Annotated in this window: 18 protein-coding genes and 2 pseudogenes; 11 read left to right on the forward strand and 9 right to left on the reverse strand. The window is 69.7% G+C overall.

Going from position 1 to position 18942, the window contains the following annotated elements; genetic code table 11:
• Positions 1–73 precede the first annotated feature (73 nt).
• Positions 74–1288 carry a ricin-type beta-trefoil lectin domain protein gene (locus tag RPX00_RS07980; RefSeq protein ID WP_406638822.1) on the forward strand — a complete coding sequence of 405 codons (1215 nt, stop codon included), beginning with the start codon at positions 74–76 and terminating at the stop codon, positions 1286–1288.
• Positions 1289–1576: 288 nt separating this feature from the next.
• Here RPX00_RS07980 and RPX00_RS07985 read toward each other — a convergent pair whose 3' ends face one another.
• Positions 1577–2254, reverse strand: a complete 678-nt coding sequence (locus tag RPX00_RS07985; RefSeq protein WP_406642826.1) for a GntR family transcriptional regulator — start codon at positions 2252–2254, stop codon at positions 1577–1579.
• Positions 2255–2401: 147 nt separating this feature from the next.
• On the opposite strand from RPX00_RS07985, the gene RPX00_RS07990 reads away from it, so the two are divergent.
• The 5 genes from RPX00_RS07990 to RPX00_RS08010 are packed head-to-tail and all read left to right on the forward strand — an operon-like array spanning position 2402 to position 6671.
• Positions 2402–3661: an MFS transporter gene (locus tag RPX00_RS07990; RefSeq protein ID WP_406638823.1), complete on the forward strand. Its 1260-nt coding sequence runs from the start codon at positions 2402–2404 to the stop codon at positions 3659–3661.
• Positions 3658–4452 (forward strand): putative hydro-lyase, encoded by a 795-nt coding sequence (locus RPX00_RS07995; RefSeq protein WP_406638824.1) that lies wholly within the window; start codon positions 3658–3660, stop codon positions 4450–4452. Before RPX00_RS07990 ends, RPX00_RS07995 begins: the two co-directional genes overlap by 4 nt.
• Before the next feature lies 1 nt (position 4453).
• Positions 4454–5203 (forward strand): LamB/YcsF family protein, encoded by a 750-nt coding sequence (locus RPX00_RS08000; RefSeq protein ID WP_406638825.1) that lies wholly within the window; start codon positions 4454–4456, stop codon positions 5201–5203.
• Positions 5200–5805: an allophanate hydrolase subunit 1 gene (locus RPX00_RS08005; RefSeq protein ID WP_406638826.1), complete on the forward strand. Its 606-nt coding sequence runs from the start codon at positions 5200–5202 to the stop codon at positions 5803–5805. Before RPX00_RS08000 ends, RPX00_RS08005 begins: the two co-directional genes overlap by 4 nt.
• The gene (locus tag RPX00_RS08010) at positions 5802–6671 is read left to right on the forward strand and encodes a biotin-dependent carboxyltransferase family protein (protein ID WP_406638827.1); all 870 of its coding nucleotides are present in this window, start codon (positions 5802–5804) and stop codon (positions 6669–6671) included. Before RPX00_RS08005 ends, RPX00_RS08010 begins: the two co-directional genes overlap by 4 nt.
• On the opposite strand, the gene RPX00_RS08015 is transcribed toward RPX00_RS08010, so the two are convergent.
• From RPX00_RS08015 to RPX00_RS08045, 7 genes and pseudogenes are all read right to left on the reverse strand, one after another.
• The gene (locus RPX00_RS08015; RefSeq protein WP_406638828.1) at positions 6646–7269 is read right to left on the reverse strand and encodes an alpha-ketoglutarate-dependent dioxygenase AlkB family protein; all 624 of its coding nucleotides are present in this window, start codon (positions 7267–7269) and stop codon (positions 6646–6648) included. The genes RPX00_RS08010 and RPX00_RS08015 overlap by 26 nt on opposite strands.
• A gap of 176 nt (positions 7270–7445) precedes the next feature.
• Positions 7446–8500 (reverse strand): annotated as a pseudogene (locus RPX00_RS08020) (alcohol dehydrogenase catalytic domain-containing protein).
• Positions 8501–8745: 245 nt separating this feature from the next.
• On the reverse strand, positions 8746–9096 hold the full coding sequence (locus RPX00_RS08025) for a transcriptional regulator (protein WP_406638829.1): 351 nt from the start codon (positions 9094–9096) through the stop codon (positions 8746–8748).
• 72 nt (positions 9097–9168) lie between these two features.
• The gene (locus tag RPX00_RS08030; protein WP_406638830.1) at positions 9169–9987 is read right to left on the reverse strand and encodes an LLM class flavin-dependent oxidoreductase; all 819 of its coding nucleotides are present in this window, start codon (positions 9985–9987) and stop codon (positions 9169–9171) included.
• Between the two features lie 80 nt (positions 9988–10067).
• Positions 10068–10751, reverse strand: a complete 684-nt coding sequence (locus tag RPX00_RS08035; protein WP_378299828.1) for a metal-dependent transcriptional regulator — start codon at positions 10749–10751, stop codon at positions 10068–10070.
• Positions 10752–11342: 591 nt separating this feature from the next.
• Positions 11343–11783, reverse strand: coding sequence for an N-acetyltransferase family protein (locus RPX00_RS08040; RefSeq protein WP_406638831.1), 441 nt, complete (start codon positions 11781–11783; stop codon positions 11343–11345).
• Between the two features lie 168 nt (positions 11784–11951).
• A pseudogene (locus tag RPX00_RS08045) lies at positions 11952–13528 on the reverse strand (amidohydrolase).
• Between the two features lie 47 nt (positions 13529–13575).
• Here RPX00_RS08045 and RPX00_RS08050 point away from each other — a divergent pair.
• The 5 genes from RPX00_RS08050 to RPX00_RS08070 all read left to right on the forward strand — a co-directional run bounded on the left by RPX00_RS08050 (position 13576) and on the right by RPX00_RS08070 (position 17679).
• Positions 13576–14319, forward strand: a complete 744-nt coding sequence (locus tag RPX00_RS08050) for an enoyl-CoA hydratase/isomerase family protein (protein ID WP_406638832.1) — start codon at positions 13576–13578, stop codon at positions 14317–14319.
• Complete coding sequence (locus RPX00_RS08055) at positions 14316–15851, forward strand: ATP-dependent acyl-CoA ligase (protein ID WP_406638833.1); 1536 nt, start codon at positions 14316–14318, stop codon at positions 15849–15851. The genes RPX00_RS08050 and RPX00_RS08055 overlap by 4 nt, the downstream gene beginning before the upstream one ends.
• Positions 15848–16495, forward strand: coding sequence for a TetR/AcrR family transcriptional regulator (locus RPX00_RS08060; protein WP_406638834.1), 648 nt, complete (start codon positions 15848–15850; stop codon positions 16493–16495). The genes RPX00_RS08055 and RPX00_RS08060 overlap by 4 nt, the downstream gene beginning before the upstream one ends.
• A 46-nt stretch (positions 16496–16541) precedes the next feature.
• The gene (locus tag RPX00_RS08065; RefSeq protein WP_406638835.1) at positions 16542–16862 is read left to right on the forward strand and encodes a hypothetical protein; all 321 of its coding nucleotides are present in this window, start codon (positions 16542–16544) and stop codon (positions 16860–16862) included.
• Between the two features lie 127 nt (positions 16863–16989).
• Entirely contained in the window at positions 16990–17679 is a 690-nt protein-coding gene (locus RPX00_RS08070; RefSeq protein ID WP_406638836.1) for a 4'-phosphopantetheinyl transferase family protein, read from the forward strand.
• Between the two features lie 41 nt (positions 17680–17720).
• Here the strand turns inward: RPX00_RS08070 and RPX00_RS08075 are convergent, their stop codons facing one another.
• Complete coding sequence (locus RPX00_RS08075; RefSeq protein ID WP_406638837.1) at positions 17721–18881, reverse strand: isochorismate synthase MenF; 1161 nt, start codon at positions 18879–18881, stop codon at positions 17721–17723.
• Positions 18882–18942 lie beyond the last annotated feature (61 nt).

An 18942-nucleotide genomic window follows, 5' to 3' on the forward strand; every position in this document is an offset into this window, starting at 1 on the left:
TTGTTGCCCGCCACAACAAAGCACTCCCGTTCAGCCTCGCCGGATCGCTCCCCGAAAACCGAGGTGACAACGCATGTCCAGGTTCCTCAGACGGCTCCCCACCGCCCTCGCCGCCGCGCTGCTGGCGCTCGGCCTGCAGACCGCCCCAGCCGTGCTCGCCCCTCCCACCGCGGCCGCCGCGGAAAGCTTCACCGACGATTTCAACGGCCCAGCCGGGGCCGCCGCCGACGCGTCGAAATGGAACTACGAAACCGGCGACAACAGCGGCAACAACCACGAGCGCCAGTGGTACACCGCGGGCGCGGCCAACGGCGCCCTCGACGGCCAAGGCCATCTCGTGATCACCGCCAAACGCGAAAACTCCGGCCACACCTGCTGGTACGGCACCTGTCAGTACACCTCCGCCCGGCTCAACACCGCCGGGAAGTTCAGCCAGGCCTACGGGCACGTCGAAACCCGGATGAAGATCCCGCGCGGGCAAGGGATGTGGCCCGCGTTCTGGATGCTCGGCGGCGGAAACTGGCCGGGCGACGGCGAAATCGACGTCATGGAGAACATCGGCCGCGAACCCGCCACCGTGCACGGCACCATTCACGGACCCGGCTACTCCGGTGCGGGCGGAATCGGAGCGGCCTACAACGGACCCGTCTTCGCCGACGGTTTCCACACTTACGCGGTCGATTGGTCGCCGAACAAGATTGTCTGGTCGGTCGACGGCAACGCTTACCAGACGCGCACCCCAGCCGACCTGAACGGCAACCGCTGGGTCTTCGACCATCCCTTCTACCTGATCCTGAACCTCGCCGTCGGCGGCGACTGGCCTGGCGATCCGGACGGGAGCACGCAGTTCCCGCAGCAACTGGTCGTCGACTACGTGCACGTGACCACGAGCAGCGACGGCGGAACCGGCGGCCGGATCATCGGCATCGGCGGCAAGTGCGTCGACGTGCCGTGGGCCAATCCGGCGAACTTCACTCAGCTGCAGATCACCGACTGCAACGGAAACGCCGCGCAGAACTGGACCGTCGGCGGCGACGGGACCATTCGCGCGCTCGGCAAGTGCATGGACGTCAAGTATTCCGGCACCGCCGACGGCACCCCGGTCCAGATCTACGACTGCAACAACAGCAACGCACAGCAGTGGGTCGTGACCGCGGCGCACGACATCGTCAACCCGCACGCGAACAAATGCCTCGACGCCGCCGGGGTCAGTTCGCAGAACGGGACGAAACTGCAGCTGTGGACCTGCACCGGCAACGTCAACCAGAAGTGGTCGGTGAACCAGTAGCCGTCCACCGCGGGCAAAAGCGAGACGGCGGGCCGTGACCTCCCCCGGTGACCACGGCCCGCCGCGAACACCGCGTGGGCCGGGCGGGAACCAAGGTCAACCGCCCGGCCAAGGGCCACCGTCCGCGCGTCGGCTGGGGGTCCCGACGCCCGGGGCGGCGCTCTCACGCGGCCCACTGCCGAAGGTAGCCAGACCGCGCGCACCGTGGAGCTGTCCCCGTGGCAGCAGGGGCCAAACGGCCACTCTCACTGCCTTCCTGGGCAAACCGGCCGGTTTCGGCCGAACCCGTCACCGGGCCGCGGCAAGCTCCGCGTAGGCCTCGACCAGCTGCGCTTCCGCGTCGTCGAGGTAGACGGCGAGCATCTCCGCCGTACGGATCCCGTCACCGGTCGCGAGCACGTCCAGGATTTCGTGGTTCCGCGGCAGATACCGCTCATGAAAGCGGCGCGGATCGGCCATCACGTGGAACACCAGCCGCAGCTCCGCGGCGAGCGCCTGCATCAGTTCGACGATGCGCTCGCTGCCGGTGAGCGCCGCCAGTTCCGCGTGGAAACGGATGTTCGCGGTACCCAGGTCCTGCCACTTCGCCTGTTTCGCGGCACGGTCACCGTCCGCGACCGTGCTGGCGATCTTCTCGTACGCCGCCGGCTTCTCGGTCACCTCGCGGACCGCCGCGCACTCGATGATCTTGCGGACCCGGTAGATGTCGCGCACGTCCTCGACGCTCGGCACCCGCACGAACACCCCGCGGTTCAGCTCGTGCACCAGCAGCCGTTCGTGGGTCAGCAGGCGGAAGGCCTCACGGAGCGTATTGCGCGAGACCCCGAGCGCAGTGCCGATGTCCTGCTCCGAAAGCCGTACCCCAGGCAGGAAGTACCCCTCGGAAACACGCGTGCGCAGCACGCCGGCGACCCGCTCCGCGGTGCTCGTCCGGCCGAGCAGGCCGCGATCCGCTTCCAGGCCCATCGGCTCTCCGTCAGTGACCACGTCGCCCAGCGTAGCCAGCGGACGGTGAACAATAAAATGAGGGACTTGTGGAATTGTTCAACGATCCGTACGGTAGCGGCCATGTGACTCGTGCCACCATGAGTTCGTCCCCTTGTGAGGTGCCCTATGAACGTCAACGTCGCCGACGGCACCGCGAACGCGGCCCGCCCGTTCGGCTGGTATCGCTCGCTCGGCCACAAGGGCCGCCGCGCCTTCCTCGGCGCGTTCGGCGGCTACGGCCTCGATTCGTTCGACTACCAGACCCTGCCCTTCGGCCTGGCCGCGATCACCGCCTACTTCGGCATCACGTCCGGCGAAGCGGGCCTGCTCAGCACCGTCACGCTGGTCGTTTCCGCGATCGGCGGCGTCGGAGCCGGCGTGCTCGCCGACCGCATCGGCCGGGTCCGGACGCTGCAGCTGACCATCGCGATGTACACGATCTTCACCGTGCTCTGCGGGTTCGCGCCCAACTTTGAAACGCTGCTGGTCTTCCGCGGTCTGCAGGGTCTCGGGTTCGGCGGCGAATGGGCGGTCGGCGCCGCGCTGGTCGCGGAGTACTGCTCGGCCAAGTACCGCGGCCGCACGGTGGCGTTCGTGCAGAGCGCGTGGGCGGTCGGCTGGGGCCTGCTGGTGATCGTCTACACGGTGCTGTTCAGCGTCCTCGACCAGGACATCGCCTGGCGCGTGCTGTTCTGGGTCGGCGTGCTTCCGGCGCTGCTCGTGCTGTGGGTGCGGCGCAGTGTCGAGGACGCGCCCGAAGCGGCCGCGCGACGGGTCTCGGCCAAGGTCAAGGGCTCGCTCGCCGGGATTTTCCGGCTGAACCTGTTGCGCACCACGGTGTTCGCCGCGCTGCTCGCGACCGGCGTCCAGGGCGGCTACTACACGCTGTTCACCTGGATGCCGAAGTATCTGCAGAGCAGCCGCGGCCTGTCCGTGGTCAACACCGGCGGCTACTTCGCGCTGCTGATCCCCGGTGCGTTCATCGGCTACGTCTGCGGCGGCTACCTCACCGACCTGCTCGGCCGGAAGAAGACGTTCCTGCTGTTCTCGGTCATTTCCGCGCTGCTGATCGTGCTGTTCGTACAGCTGCCCTACGGCGCGAACGGGCTGATGCTGCTGATCAGTTTCCCGCTCGGCTTCTCGACTTCGGCGATCTTCAGCGGCTTCGGCGCGTACCTCGCCGAGCTGTACCCGACCGAGCTGCGCGCCACCGGACAGGGCTTCACCTACAACTTCGGCCGCGCGGTCGGTGCCGCTTTCCCCGCCGTGGTGGGCTTTCTCGGCGCGGGCGGCGCGATCGTGCTCGGCGCGGTCGGCTACGCGATCGCCGCGGCGGCGCTGCTCGGCCTGCCGGAAACGCGAGGCAAGGAACTGGTGGAGCTATGACCACTTCCTACGATCCGTCAACGCTCACTCCGGCACAGGCCCGCGCGCTCTTCCGCGCCGGCACCGAACGCCCGACCACCGGCTGGGCCGACGGCTACGCCCAGACCAACCTGATCGCGGTCCCGGCGGACTGGGCCGAAGACGTCCGCGAGTTCTGCGCACGCAACCCGCGGCCGTGTCCGGTGCTCGACGTCAGCGAACCTGGCGACCCGACCACCCGGCTCGCGCCCGGCGCGGACCTGCGCACCGACCTGCCGCTGTACCGGGTCTGGCACAACGGTGCGCTGACCAGCGAAATCACCGACGCCACCGGGGTGTGGCGCAGCGATATGGTCGCGTTCTCGATCGGCTGCAGCTTCAGCTTCGAGACGCTGTTGCGCGCGGCCGGCATCCCGCTGCGGCACGTGGAGCAGGGCCGGAACGTCTCGATGTACGTGACGAACCGGCAGTGCGAACCGGCCGGACGGCTCAGCGGGCCAATGGTGGTGTCGATGCGGCAGATTCCGGAAAACCAGGTCGAGGACGCCGCGGGAATCACCGCCGCGATGCCCGCGGTGCACGGCGCTCCGGTCCACGTCGGCGACCCCGCTGAGCTGGGCATCGCCGATCTCGGCCGACCGGATTTCGGCGATCCGGTCGACGCCGCGCCCGGTGACGTGCCGGTGTTCTGGGCGTGCGGCGTCACCCCGCAGGCGGCGCTGATGGCGTCCCGGCCGCCGTTCGCCATCACGCACGCCCCCGGGTACATGTTCCTGACCGACCGGCCCGATCGCGATTACCAGGTGGGATGACATGGACCTCAACAGCGACCTCGGAGAAGGCTTCGGCGCCTGGACGATGGGCGACGACAAAGCCATGCTCGACATCGTGACCAGCGCGAACGTCGCGTGCGGCTTCCACGCGGGCGACGCGAGCGTGATGCGCCGCGTGTGCGAACGCGCGGCCGAACGCGGCGTCACCATCGGCGCGCACGTCGGCTACCGCGACTTGGCCGGCTTCGGCCGTCGCGCGCTCGACATCGCGCCGGAAGACCTCGCCGACGAAGTGCTGTACCAAATCGGCGCTCTCGACGCCTTCGCGCGCGCAGCACACAGCTGTGTGCGTTACGTGAAGGCGCACGGCGCGCTGTACAACACCGCAGCTGTCGATCCGGAGCAGGCGGCGGCGCTTGTCGAAGGCGTACGGCGCTATCACGCGGATCTGGCGCTGCTGTGTCCTCCGGATTCCGAAATGCTGCGCGCGGCTCAGGCGGCGGGCGTGCCTGCGTACGCAGAAGCGTTCGCCGATCGCGCGTACACACCTGAAGGGCGGCTGGTGTCGCGAAAGCTGCCAGGCGCAGTGCTGCACGACGCTGACGAAGTCGCCTCGCGGGCGCTCACCATGGCGTCCACCGGCGAGGTCGTCGACGCTGACGGCGGCAAGCTCACCTTGCGGGCGGATTCCCTTTGCGTACACGGAGATACGCCCGGCGCGGTCGAGCTGGCCCGGCGGATTCGCGAGCTGCTCACTGAATCCGGAGTAGTACTGAGGCCGTTCGTGTGAGCACTGTGTTGCGCTACGGCCGTTCCGCGTTGCTAGTGGAAGTCGATGACGTGCTCGGGTTTCAGGCGGCCTGCGAAGCCGCCCAGCCCGAGGGCGTCGTCGAACTCGTTCCCGCCGCACGCACCCTGCTGGTCCGTTTCGACCCGGTCCGCACCGACGCTGACACGTTAACCCGCTCGTTGACTTCGTTGTCCACAATGGACGTATCCGAGCGGGCGGCCGCCACCGTCACCCTGCCGGTGCGCTACGACGGCGAGGACTTGGCGGACGTCGCCGAGGCCACCGGGCTTTCTGTTTCCGAAGTCGTGCAACGGCATTCGGCCGCCACCTACGTCGCGGCGTTCTGCGGTTTCGCACCCGGTTTCGCCTACCTGACCGGCCTCGACCCAGCGTTGCACCTGCCGCGCCGCCGCACGCCGCGCACGCGCGTGCCCGCTGGTGCGGTGGCGATCGCCGGCGAGTACAGCGCGATCTATCCGCATCCGTCGCCCGGCGGCTGGCATCTGCTCGGGCACAGCGGCGCGCAGGTGTGGAACGTCGACCGCGAGCAGCCAAACCTGCTGGTCCCCGGCACCCGAGTGCGGTTCGAGGCGATTCGGTGACCGGCAAGATCGAGATCCTCGCGCCCGGCCCGTTCGCGACCGTGCAAGACCTTGGCCGTCCCGGATACGCGGCCGTCGGCGTCGGCCGGTCCGGCGCGGCCGACCGGGGGTCGCTGAAGCTGGCCAACCGGCTCGTCGGCAACCCGGAAACGCACGCGGCGCTGGAGGTCACCCTCGGCGGGCTGCGGTTACGGGTGTCCGAACATACGGTCGTCGCGGTCACCGGCGCTCAGCTGCCGATCCGCGCTGGCGGCCGGGCTGCCGCCGTCGGTGCGCCGATCGTCCTGCGACCCGGCGACGAACTCGAACTCGGCGTCGCGTCACTCGGTCTGCGCAGCTATCTCGCGGTGCGCGGCGGTCTCGACGTGCCGCCGGTGCTCGGCGCCCGCGCCACCGACACGCTGGGCAAACTCGGCCCGCCGGTACTCGCGGCCGGAATGTCGCTGCCGATCGGTTCCGTCGTGCACCACGAACCGTGCGTCGACCTCGCCCCGCTGCCGCGGCTGGCCGAGGAACCCGTGCTGCGCCTGGAACCCGGGCCGCGGCTGGACTGGTTCACCCCGTCCGCACTGTCCACTTTGCTCACTGGCACCTACACCGTGACGAACGACCTCGACCGCGTCGGCGTCCGCCTCGACGGCCCGGCGCTCGCCCGCGCCCGGATGGGCGAACTGGCCCCGGAGGCCGCCGTTCCCGGCGCGCTCCAGGTGCCGCCGTCGGGGGTGCCGATCCTGTTCCTCGCCGACCATCCGGTCACCGGCGGCTACCCCGTCGCGGCGGTGGTGGACGAGGCCGACCTCGACGTCGCCGCCCAGCTCAGGCCTGGTCAGCGGGTCCGGTTCACAGCCCCGAAACCCGCAGCGTGAGGTTGAGCCGCCCGGTCAGGCCAAGATCCGGATCCGCGGTGCCCGGCAACGTTTTCGGCACCCCGTGGAACGCCAATCGCGCCGGGCCACCGAACACGAACAGGTCGCCCGAGCGCAGTTCGACATCGGTGTACGGCCGGTTGCGGTTCTCGGTGTTGCCGAAGCGGAACACGCACGTGTCGCCGAGGCTCAGCGAGACCACCGGCTCCGTCGAACGCTCGTCTTTGTCCTGGTGCATGCCCATTTTCGCGGTGGCGTCGTAGTAATTCACGAGCGCGACGTCAGGCTGGTAATCATCGGCGGGCTTGCCGTAGGCGTCGGCGATCGCGCGGCGGCCGAGGTCAGCCAGCCAGTCCGGGAACGGCTCCACTGGCGAACCGTCCTCACGCAACCGGTCGTAGCGATAGGGCAGCCATTGCCAGCCGAGACAGACCGTGCGCACCGACATCACCCCGCCGTTCGGCAACCGGGTCGAGCGGTAACCGCGCCAGCCGCGACAGGCCGTGACGAGGTCACGTTGTTCTTGTGCGCTAAGCCAATCCGGGACGTGCACCGCACCTGGGGAGATCTCCCGGCGCGGCCGCGGCAGCAGCTCCATCACGCCGCCCCGGGGCCGGTAGCCGCAGGAGTCACCCTGATGGGCGCTCCTGCGGCGGGTTCCCCTCGCCACTTGCCGCCAAGCTTCGGAGAATTCCACACCACCGCGGCACCCGCCAGGCCTTCTTCAGCTACAACTCGGACTCGCCACACACGGTGTTCGACAGTCACCACTCGTCACCCGAACTCGACCACAGTCACCCCGGCCCGGGCAGGCACCGGTTCACTCATCGCAGCGAGCGCGGCTGGCACTCCGTCCAACCGGATCCGCGTGCCAATCAACCCAGCCAGATCGATCCCGGACCGCTCGACCACCCCGAGCAGTTCGGGGTACTCATACGCCTGCAACCCATGGATCCCGACGATCTCCAGCTCACCGCCGACCACCCGATGCATCGGAATCGGCGGCACCCCTGGCTGGGCGGCATCAACCCGGCCTGAACGTGCCGGCCGCGCTTGCGCAGACTGCCCACCGAAGCCGCACAGGTGACCGGAGAGCCGAGACAGTCCAGCGACACGTGCGTACCGCCTTCAGTGCGCTCACGGACGTACGCAGCCAACGCTTCCGGCCCGTCGAACGCACCGGCGTCCACGCTCAACACCGCGCCAGAACGCTCCGCCAACGCGCGCGCCTGCGGCGAGACGTCAACCGCCACCACCTTCGCGCCCGCAGCAGCCGCCAACAGCACCGCGGAGATGCCTACGCCGCCACAGCCGTACACCGACACCCACTGTCCCGCGCGTACGCCGCCCTGGCGCAACACTGCGCGGAAAGCTGTCCCGAAGCGGCAACCGAGCGCAGCAGCCTCCGCCGAAGACATCGAGTCCGGCAACGCGACCAGGTTCGTCTGCGCGTGCTCGATCGCGACCAGCTCGGCGAACGAACCCCAGTGCGTCGCGCCGGGTTGGAACTCGTCGTCGCAGATCTGCTGGTCACCCTTGGCACACTGCGCGCAGACGCCACACGCACACACGAACGGGACGGTCACCCGATCGCCCTCCGCCCAGCCCTCGACCCCGCTGCCGACCTCGACGATCCGCCCAGCGAGTTCATGCCCGGCCACGTGCGGCAACCGGACCGCCTCGTCGTGCCCCTGCCAGGTGTGCCAGTCGCTGCGGCACACACCGGTCGCCTCGACGGCGATGACGACCCCGCCGTCCGGAGTCACCGGATCCGGTACCTCACGCACTTCGGGAAGCACGCCGAACTCTTCGATCACGACCGCACGCATGGTTCGATCGTAGAAGCCGCGAGTTTCCGTTCACCCGGGCCCGCACGCCCCCAATGCCACATTGGTTGCGTCACATGCACCCAACGCCACATTCGGTGCGTCACATGCACCCAATGTGGCGTTGGGGCGCTCTTGGGCAGCGAGCCGACGCGGCGGGCAGGGGCGGCTGTGAGAACGCGGCGGACGACGGCGCGCGGACGTCGGGATGCGCCAGCGCACTCGCCGCCCGCCGCGGCCGGGCGCGCTCAGGAAAGCGGCTGGCCCGGCTGATGGAACTGGCCGCGCGGACGCGGCGGGCCGAGCAGCCTGCGCAGCGACCCGTCCGGGACGCCGAGGATCTGCTCGAGATTTCGCAAGGCCCGCAAGGATTCCGGGCGTTCCGGGCGGCAGCGGCCGGACTGCCAGTGGCTCAACGTCGCGAGGCTGACCGTCGTTCCTCTGCCCCGCAGCCGGTATCTGATCCGTTCGAGGCCAAGCCCACGGGCCCGGATGGCCGCGCGCAGCGCTTCAGCGAACGGGCCGGTTTCGAGCAATTGCCCGAGATCCCGCCCCGTCGCCCTCCCCCGGTCGATCGTCGGTGTTCGCTGACCGGTCATCGCACACGCTCCGAACCACGTCTCTGGGAAACCTCGGAGCGTAGGCCGGATAACGCATGATCGGAAGAGCTGTCACCCTTGTGCGGACAGTGCACTGGCGATCGCGGCAAACGGTTCCGCGTAGCCGGAATTGACCGTGACACAGGAAATCCCCCACCGCTCTCGCCAGCGGAGAAGCATTTCCCCGGCGGCGTCGGGGTTTTCCGGCAGCACGGTCACGGCTTTCTCCGCGACCAGCTGCGGTACGTCGACTCCGGTGTAGCGCGCCAGCTGCGGGGATGGCTTGTCCCCGATCGCGGTGAGGTTCACCGCCACTTCGACGTCCCGGTCTCCCGCGAACGAGCGAAAAGTGTCCACAATGGAGTCAGCCTGGTCCTCGGTGGTGCGCGGTCCCCAGGAAAACGTGACGACGTCCGCGGTGCGCCCGGCGAGCGCGAGCATTTTGGGACCGGAAGCAGCGAGCAATAACCGGGGCCGGTCGGGGCGCTGCGAAAGCATCTCGATCGTGTCCGCCAACCGGGCGATGCGTTCACCCGGCGAAGCGAACTCGCGCCCGAGCGTCGCGGCGTGTTTCCCGGCTCCGGGATGGCCGACGCCGAGCCCCAGCAGGAAGCGACCGCCCGTCGCCTGATGCAGTGAATCCGCCTGCCACGCGAGGTTCCGGGGATCGCGGAACGGATCGGCCAGCACGAAGGTGCCGACGGTGAGCTTGCTCGTGACCGCGGCGGCGGCCGGAACGAGCGTCAACGGGTCGAGCCCGCCGACCGGATCGGTCGCGAACATCGTGTCCAGACCGAGTTCCTCGATCCGGCGAGCCTGCGCGGTCCAGGAGCCCAGATCCGGAGCGAACCCGGAGACGATGCCGAAGCGGAACGGCTTGGTAGTGGTCATGCCGACCATCGTCGGCGCACGCCCCCGCCCGCACATCCGTCCGGCGGCGACACTCCCGCGTACGCTCCCGAGCGCAGCCCTCAGCGCAGAGTGACCGACAACGCCTGCGCGATCTCCTTGCCGATGGCGTGCGTCGCCGCGTCCGGCGGCTGCCCAACCTTCACCACCATCGGCCCGCCGAACGGCTGCCGCTCGACCACCTCGATGCGCTCGCCAAGCCCGATCGCGTGCTCGGTGAGGTAGCGCAGCAAGTCCGGATCGGTGTCCCACACCCGGACGATCTCGCCGACCGCACCAGGCGGCAGATCGTCGAGAATGCGCATCGGCAGCTCCTCGACGCTGCCGTCCGGAGCCGGAATCGGATCACCGTGCGGATCGCGCACCGGATTGCCGAGCTTCGCCGCGATCCGGTCGACCAGCCGATCGGAGACGGCGTGCTCCAGCGCGTCGGCCTCGGCGTGGACCTCGTCCCAGGTGTAGCCGAGTTCGGAGACCAGGTACGTCTCGATCAGCCGGTGCCTGCGCAGCACCGACCGCGCGAGCTGACGCCCCTCGCCCGTCAGCTCGATGCCGCGATAGGGCACGTGCGCGACGAGACCGAGCTGCGAGAGCTTCGTAACCATGCCCGACGCCGACGAAGGACTCACCTCCAGCCGCCCGGCCAGCGACGCGTTGGTGACCGCCTCGCCCCGTTCGACCAGCCCGTAAATCACACGCACGTAGTCCTCGACCGACGACGACTTCCGGACGGAACCATCTCCCATACCGCCTACGATACGGGGCCCGACCCGCCGCGGTTGCCCGGTCAGGGACGCCACGGCCATTCTCGCGAGGATCGCCGCGGTTGCGTGGTCAAGCTCGCCGGGGCTGCACAGCGAAGCCCACTGCGGCCGCCCGATCAGGGCGGCAGCAACACCCGCCGTCACCCCAACCTGAGTCGCCAACGACGCCCGATCAGGCTCTCCGCAACCAGCCAAGTCAGCAGTACCGGCGTCGCCTGGTCAGGCTCGCCGCACCCAGTCCAGTCAGAGATACCGCCATCGCCTGGTCAGACTCGCCACACCCCGCCCGGCCGCCGCGACCGGCACCCCAGCCAAACTCGCCGCGACTGCCCTGCGGGCCCGTCCCAGCCGCCCGTCCAGGGCAACAGAGGCACCGGGCTCACCGCAACCACCCCAGCCCCCGCCGCCCCGCGTTCACCCAGCAAAGCCCGCCCCAGCCGCCCAGCCCGGGGCACCTGACCAAACCCGCCACAGTTCCCAGCGAACCTCGCCACAACCAGCCCACCCACCGCCTGGCGAGAGCACCCAAGCTCCCCGCCGCGATCAGCCCCAGTCAGCCCCTCCGCAGCGCAGTCACGGCCGCCACCGGTACCGGACCCAGCCCGGTACCGGCTCCGCGCCAAGCTGTGCGTAGAACGCCTCCGCCTTGGCATTGCCTTCCTGCATGTCCCACTCGACCCGCCCCGTCGTCCGGGCGCGCAGTGCGTCCAGCAGTTCCCGGCCCAGTCCGTGCCTGCGGTGTTGCGGGCGGATGAACAGGTCGTCGAGCCAGATCCCCGGACGGCCCTCCCACGTGGAGAAATTCCAGCTGCAGAAGGCGAACCCGGCGACGACGTCCGGACGTCCCGGCGGCGTGCAAATCAGCACCCACGCCTTCGGTTCCGGGCCGAACAGGTGGCCGCTCATTTCGGCGCGGTCGAGTTTGAGGTCGTGTTTGTCCTCGTAGACCGCGTGTTCCTCGATGAGGGCGCAGATCTCCTCGACATCCTCGAAGACGGCGTCACGGACGGGCATCGGGCGCCCCTTTCTGGTTCTGGCCGGTTTTTGTCGGTGGTCGCGGCTACGGTTCAGGTATCAGTGCAGGACCAGTGTCGGTGTCAAGCAAGAAGGGAGTGACAGCTATCGATCGATGAACCGACAACTGAATAAGCGGACGTGGCCAAAGCGACGACAGCATCCCGATCACGCGGCCTCGTAACGAAGTTCGCCGCCCACCGCGGTGCCGAGCACGCGTGCTTCCTCCACAGTGGACAATGGATCTGCGGACAGCACAACGAAGTCCGCGAGCTTCCCCGGTTCCAGGGTGCCGAGGTAGCTCTCCGCGAAGGTGGCGTAGGCGGAGCCGTAGGTGTAGGCGCGCAGGGCTTCGGCGGGAGTCAGTGCTTCCTCGACCGCGAATGGTTCGCCGGTGGCGGTGCGGCGGTGGACCATGTCGGCGAGGCCCAGCAGCGGGGCACCGTCGACGACGGGACGGTCCGAGCTGGCTGGCAGCACGCATCCGGCGTCGAGCACGCTGCGGAGGCGGTAGCACCAGGGCACCCGCGATTCGCCGAGCGCCGCGCGCATGCCGTCGCCCAGTTCGTTCACGAACCGGCCCTGCGGGGACGCGATGAGGCCCAGCGCGGCCAGGCGGGTCAGCTCCTCGGGCGGGAGGACGGCGCAGTGCTCGATGCGGTGCCGGTGGTCGGCGCGCGGGTTGGCGGCGAGGGCGGCTTCGTAGGCGTCCAGGACGACGGTGACGGCTCGGTCGCCTATGGCGTGCGTGGCGATTTGCCAGCCGGCGTCGTGGGCTTGGCGGATGGTGCGGGTCAGCTCGTCCTCGGGAACCTGGAAGTAGCCGCGGTTGTCCGGTTCGCCCTCGAACGGTTCGTGCATCGCGCAGGTGCGGCCGATCAGCGAGCCGTCGGCGAAGAGCTTCATCGGGCCGATGCGCAGCCACTCGTCGCCGAGGCCGGTGCGCAGGCCGAGGTCCAGGCCGAAGCCGGCGCCGTCGGGCAGGTCGTGCAGCACGCTCGCGGCCACCATCACAGTGCTGCGCACCCGGAGCACGCCGCGCTCGCGGGCGAGCTGGTACGCGGCCAGTTCGGCGGGGTCTCGCCGACCAGGCCGCCGCCGATGCCGGCTTCCTGGACGCTCGTGATGCCCTCGGACAGGTACTGCTGGCTTGCCCGGTCGAGCCCGCGGACCACCGATTCGAGCGGGGTCGGGTACGTCAGCGGACGCAGGAGCAGCTGCGCCTGCTCGCGCAGCAGCCCGGTCGGCGAGCCGTCGGCGGAGCGGACCACGTCGCCGCCGACCGGGACGTTCGCGAGGTCCAGCCTGTCCAGCACCGCGGAGTTGACGAGCGTCATGTGGCCGGACGTGTGCTTGAGCCGCACGAGCATGCCGGGTGCGGCGCGGTCTAGGCCGTGCCGGTCCGGGTGCTCGCCGCCGGCGAGTTTGTTCTGGTCGTAGCCGCTGCCGACGACCCAGCTCCCGGCGGGCAGCTCGGCCGCGCGGCGCGCCACCGCGGCGTACACCTCGTCGACGGTGCGGCAGTCGCTGAGCGGCACGTCGTCCAGGCCCATGCCGAACCAGGCCATGTGGTTGTGCGCGTCATGGAACCCGGGCGCGACGAACCCGCCGCCGAGGTCCACCCGCCGGCGGGCGGACAGTTCGCGCGCGTCGTCGCCCAGCGCCACGATCCGGCCGTGCAGCACCGCCAGCGCGGTGTCGCCGGTGACCAGCCTGGCGTTCTCGTACACCGCGTCAACCTGCATGCCTTTGACACTATCGATCGATCGATCGAACGTCTAGGCTTGGCGGCATGAGCACCGTTGACCTGGCCGTCGAGGGCGGCATCGCGCAGATCCGGCTGAACCGGCCCGAGCGGCTCAACGCCGTCGCGCCCGTGCTGGTGGACGACTTCCTGACCGCACTCGAAGCCGTCGCGCACAGTGACGCCCGCGTCGTGCTGCTCTCCGGCAACGGCCGCGCCTTCTGCGCCGGACACGACCTGAAGGAGCCCACCCCCGAGGGTGACTCCCGGGCGAGGCTGGAGCGGCTCCAGGACGTCACGCGCCGGCTGCGCGCGCTGCGTCAGCCGGTGATCGCCGCCGTGCACGGGTACGCGATCGGCGCGGGCGCGGAGTTCGCGCTGGGCTGCGACCTGGTGCTGGCCGCCGAGGACGCGGTGTTCGCGTTCCCCGAGGTGTCGCTGGGCCTGAGCGTCACCGGTGCCGCTTCCAGGCTGCTTCCGCTGCTGGTCGGGCCGGTCAAGGCCAAGGAGCTGCTGCTGCTCGGCGACCGGTTCGACGGCCGTCGCGCGCACGACATCGGCCTCGTCAACGCCGCGGTCCCGGCGGACGAGCTGATGCCGCTCGCGCTCGGCTGGGCGGAGAAGATCGCGCATCACCCGCCGGAGGCCGCCGCGATGGCGAAGCGGGCGCTGGACGCGGGGATCGACCACGCCTTCGATTCGGCGCTGGAACTCGAGGTCACCCACGCCTTGATCACCGAGCACTCGGCCGCCGTCCGCGAGTCCACCGAGGCATTCCGGAGCCGGGCGTGACGCCGCTGCAGAACGTCGACACCCTGGTCGCGCTGGTCACGCGCGCCGCGCAGCTCTGGCCAGAGCGCACCGCGTGGATCTTCGACAGCACCGGCACCCGGTTCACCTTCGCCGACGTCGACGAACGCAGCGGGCGCCTGGCGAAAGCGCTCCAGGACCAGGGCGTCCAAACGGGCGACCGAGTCGCGGTGATGCTGCGCAACGAGCCGGAATTCCCGCTCCTCTGGCTCGCACTCGCCAAACTCGGCGCGGTGCTGGTCCCGGTGAACATCAACTACCGGGAATTCGACGGCGCGCACGTTCTGCGCCACTCCGGCGCGCGGCTCGCGGTGGCCGCCGAAGAGTTCGTGGAACTGCTGGAGAAAATCGCGCCGGAAACGTCCGTGGAACGCGTCCTCACGCCAGACGCGCTGCGGTCGGAAACGCGTTACGAACCGGGACCGGTCGTCGCCGAACAACCGGTGAACATCCAGTACACCTCCGGCACCACCGGCGCGCCGAAGGGCTGCGTGCTGCCGCATCGGTACTGGACCACGCTCGCGATCGGCCTCGCCACCGGCTTCCCCGCCGTCAGCGAGGACGACATTCTGCTTACCGCACAACCGTTCCACTACATTGATCCACAGTGGAACGTCGCGCTCGCGCTGGCCGCCGGAGCGACGCTCGTCGTACTGGACCGCTTCCACCCCTCCACGTTCTGGGCGAAGGTCCGCGAGTACGAGGTCACCTGGTTCTACTGCCTCGGCCTGATGCCGACACTGCTGCTGCGCCAGCCGCCGCATCCGGACGACCGGAACCACCGCGTCCGCGCCATCAGCGCGTCGGCGATCCCGCCCGACCTGCACGCTCAGCTGGAGCAACGCTGGGGCGTGCCGTGGTACGAGGCGTTCGGGATGACCGAGACCGGCGGGGACATCCGGGTTTCCGAGGCCGATCACGACGCCGCGGTGGGCACCGGCTGCATCGGGCGGCCCACTCGCGACCGCGAGGTGATGATCGCCGGCGAAGACGGGAAACCGTTGCCACGTGGGGAAACCGGCGAGCTGCTGATCCGCGGTATCGGGCTGATGCACGGCTATCACGAGGATCCCGAAGCGACCGCGCGCGCCTTCGCCGGCGGCTGGTTCCACACCGGCGATCTCGCGCGGATGGACGCCGAGGGGCGCGTCTACTACCTCGGCCGCACCAAGGACATGATCCGCCGCAGCGGCGAGAACATCTCCGCCGACGAAGTGGAGCGCGCGCTGTTGCAGCACCCATCGGTGCAGCTCGCGGCCGTGCTCGCGGTGCCGGACGAGCTGCGCGGCGAGGAGGTGAAGGCGTACATCGTGTGCGGCGAGAACCGGCCGTCGCCCGAGGACCTGGCGGAGTTTTGCGCGCAGCAACTGGCGTACTTCAAGGTGCCGCGGTTCTGGACGTTCGCCGACGATCTGCCGCGCACGCCGTCGGAACGCGTCGCGAAAGGCGAGCTGCGCAAAGCCGCCGACCTGCGCGCGGGTTCCTGGGACCGCAGCACCGGGGAGTGGCTGTGAGCAGCGGCGAGCGGGTCCGAGCGGCCGCCGTGAAACTGTTCGCCACCAAGGGTTTTCACGGCACAGGCATTCGGGATCTGGCGCAGGAGGCCGAGCTTTCTTCGGCGACGCTCTACCACTACATGGGCACCAAGGAAGATCTTCTTGTCGAGATCATGACGACCTCGCTGCGCCGACTGATCGACGCGGTCGCGAAGGCCACCGCGGGCAGTGACGATCCGGTGGTCCGGCTGCGCACGCTGGTCGCGTTGCACGTCCTCGCGCACGCCGCGCAGCCAGGGGAAACCCGCGTGGTGGACAACGAAGTCGACGCGCTTTCGGCTCCAGCGCGTGCTCAAGTCGTCGCGCTGCGGGACGAATACGAGCAGTTTTGGGCGCGCGCGATCGAAGACGGCGTCGCGACGAACGTGTTCCACACCGCACAACCGGCCGTGACGCGGCTCGCTTTGCTGGAAATGTGCAGCGGCGTGGCCAGGTGGTATTCGCCGAAGGGGCCGCTGAAGCTCGAAGGCCTGGCCACGCACTACGCCGAACTGGGGTTGCGGATGCTCGGACATCCGGTCGCAGTGCGTGCCGATGATCTCCGACAATGCCTCGCAGTGGTCGCCCAAGTGTGGGACTTGCCTGTCCAAGAGGGCTTTTAGCGCCATACGCCTTGCTCAGACGGCGAACGTGGGGGACGCTCGAAGGGTGACTGAGCAAACGATCCAACTCGAACTGGACGACTCGGGTCTCTCGCCTGGCCTGCCCGCACCCTCAAACCCGCGCGATCAGGTCCAGGACGTCCCGTATCGGCCAGTCGAGTTTCGCGACGACGATCTGCCCAGCGCCCTGGAACGCTGCGCAGTGTGGCTGAGGCAGGCCCAGGAGTGGCTCGGAGAACCGCTCGACGTCCTCGCGATTCACCTAGACTACGACGAGCGACAGGGTTCGCCCTACTACGACGTGAAAGTGCTTTGCAATGAGGAGGACCTAGCCGGGGTCCCCATCGCGATGCGCAACAACAAGTAGCACTCGTTATCCACGCCGCGAAGGCCCTCTCGGACTCCGAGGGGGCCTTCGCCGCGTTCGGGATAGGGGCATGACAAACCGCGCCGCACCCCGGCAAGATCGGAGGCAGACTAGGGAGGGTGTGCCGGTGACCGAAATCGTGGTGCGCTGGTCCGAACCGCTGCCCGCGGAGGACCGCTACCTGAAGCTGCTCGACGACCTGGAGCGAGGCCGCTACGACGCCTACCGGCTCGAAATCGACCAGCGCCGCTTCCTGACCGGCCGGGTGCTCGCGAAGACGCTGGTCGCCGAACGGCTCGGCGGCGCGGCGGAATCCGTGCGCTTCGACGCGACCTGCGACGACTGTGGCAAACCACACGGCCGCCCGCGCGTGCCCGGATCGGACCTCGTCCTGTCGATCTCGCATTCGGGCAATCTGATCGGTCTCGCGGTCACTGACGGGGTGCCAGTGGGCCTCGACGTCGAAACCGCCAACCGCAAGGCGGACGCCTCGCTCGTCGACTACGCGCTGAGCCCGGCCGAGCGGGAGGCTGTCGCCGGCCTGTCGGACGAGGAGCGTTCGGCGGCGTTCTTCGTGTACTGGACGCGCAAGGAAGCGGTGATGAAGGCCACCGGCAAGGGCCTGAAAATCCCGTTGCAGAGCATCACGTTCTCCCGCTACGACGCCCCGGCCGAGCTGCTGGTCTCCGGCGACGAAGCGCTCGACCCGGCCCGGACCCGGCTCGCGGACCTCAAGGCGGCGGACGGCCACCGGGCGGCGGTCGCGGCGCTGACCACGGACAACCTGGACGTCACCGAGGAGCGCTGGCTGCCGTAAAGCTCGTGAGCGGCAATCCCGGTTCTAACCGTGATCAACACTCACGAGGCGCTGTCGTCGAGCCCCATCGCGCCGAGGAGGGTGCGGAACTTCGCGATCGTCTCGCGGTACTCGATGTCCGGATCCGACGCGGGCACGATGCCGCCGCCCGCGTAAAGCCGCATCGACTTCTCCGCCACCTCGGCGCACCGGATCGCGACAGCCCACTCTCCGTCGCCCGCCGCGTCGACCCAGCCGACCGCGCCCGCGTAGTAGCCGCGGTCGAACGGCTCCAGCTCCTGCACCAGGTCGCGCGCGGCGACGGTCGGGGTGCCGCAGACCGCCGGGGTCGGATGCATCGCGGCGGCGAGGTCGAGCGCGGTCACTGAGCGGTCCGCCAGCTCGCCGGTGATGGACGTGCGCAGATGCCAGATCGCGGGCGTGGACACCAGCTCAGGGCCGGCGGGCACGTCGAGCTTGCGGCAGAAGGGCCGCAGCGCGTCGATGACGTAGTCGATGACCAGGTCGTGCTCCTCGCGGTCCTTCGCGGACGCGAGGAGGGCTTCGCCGTTCGCCCGGTCGGTCTCCGGGTCGGCTGAACGCGGCATCGACCCGGCGTGCGGGGTCGTGAACACGGAGTCGCCGGCCCGGGAAAGCAGCAGCTCAGGGGTGGCCCCGACGAGGGTGCGGCCGCCGGGCAGTTCGGCGGCGTAGGTGAAGTGGCGCGGGTTGCCGCGCGCGAGGTTGCGCACGATCCCCTCGACCGGGATCGGTGCGTCGAATTCCAGCTCGAGCGCACGGGCCAGCACGGCCTTGCGCAGGTCGCGGTCGTGCAGAGCGGCGACAGCGGCCCGCACGTTCTCGCGGTGGCCTTCGGCGGACGGGAGCCGCCGGGTGGCCGCCGGAGCGGGCAGGTCCGCGGCGGGCGGCGCGGCCGGGGTCTCGGCCTGGGCGCGGTGCACCGTCCGGGGCAGCACGAGGTGCCCCGGCGAGGAAGCGCCGGGTCCGGTGTCGAACGGCAGCACGCCGACAGCGAGCGGCACGCCGGATCGCTCCAGCTCAGCGGCTGCCGAGCGGGCAAGGCGGCGCGGGTCGGCGTCGGCGACGGTGCCGAGCGCGCCCTGCGCGAGCAGGGCTCGCCGGGCGGTCGCGAACAAGAAGTCGCCACGCTGGTAGCGGACGGTGGTCTCGGCCGGGGTCGCCGGCGCGGTACTGGTCGTCACTCCACCAGCGTCTCAGGATCCGGGAGCGCCGCGGGGAAAGTGTTGCCGGAAGAACACCTTC

The sequence above is a fragment of the Amycolatopsis sp. WGS_07 genome, assembly GCF_045278895.1.
Classification (GTDB): Bacteria; Actinomycetota; Actinomycetes; order Mycobacteriales; family Pseudonocardiaceae; genus Amycolatopsis.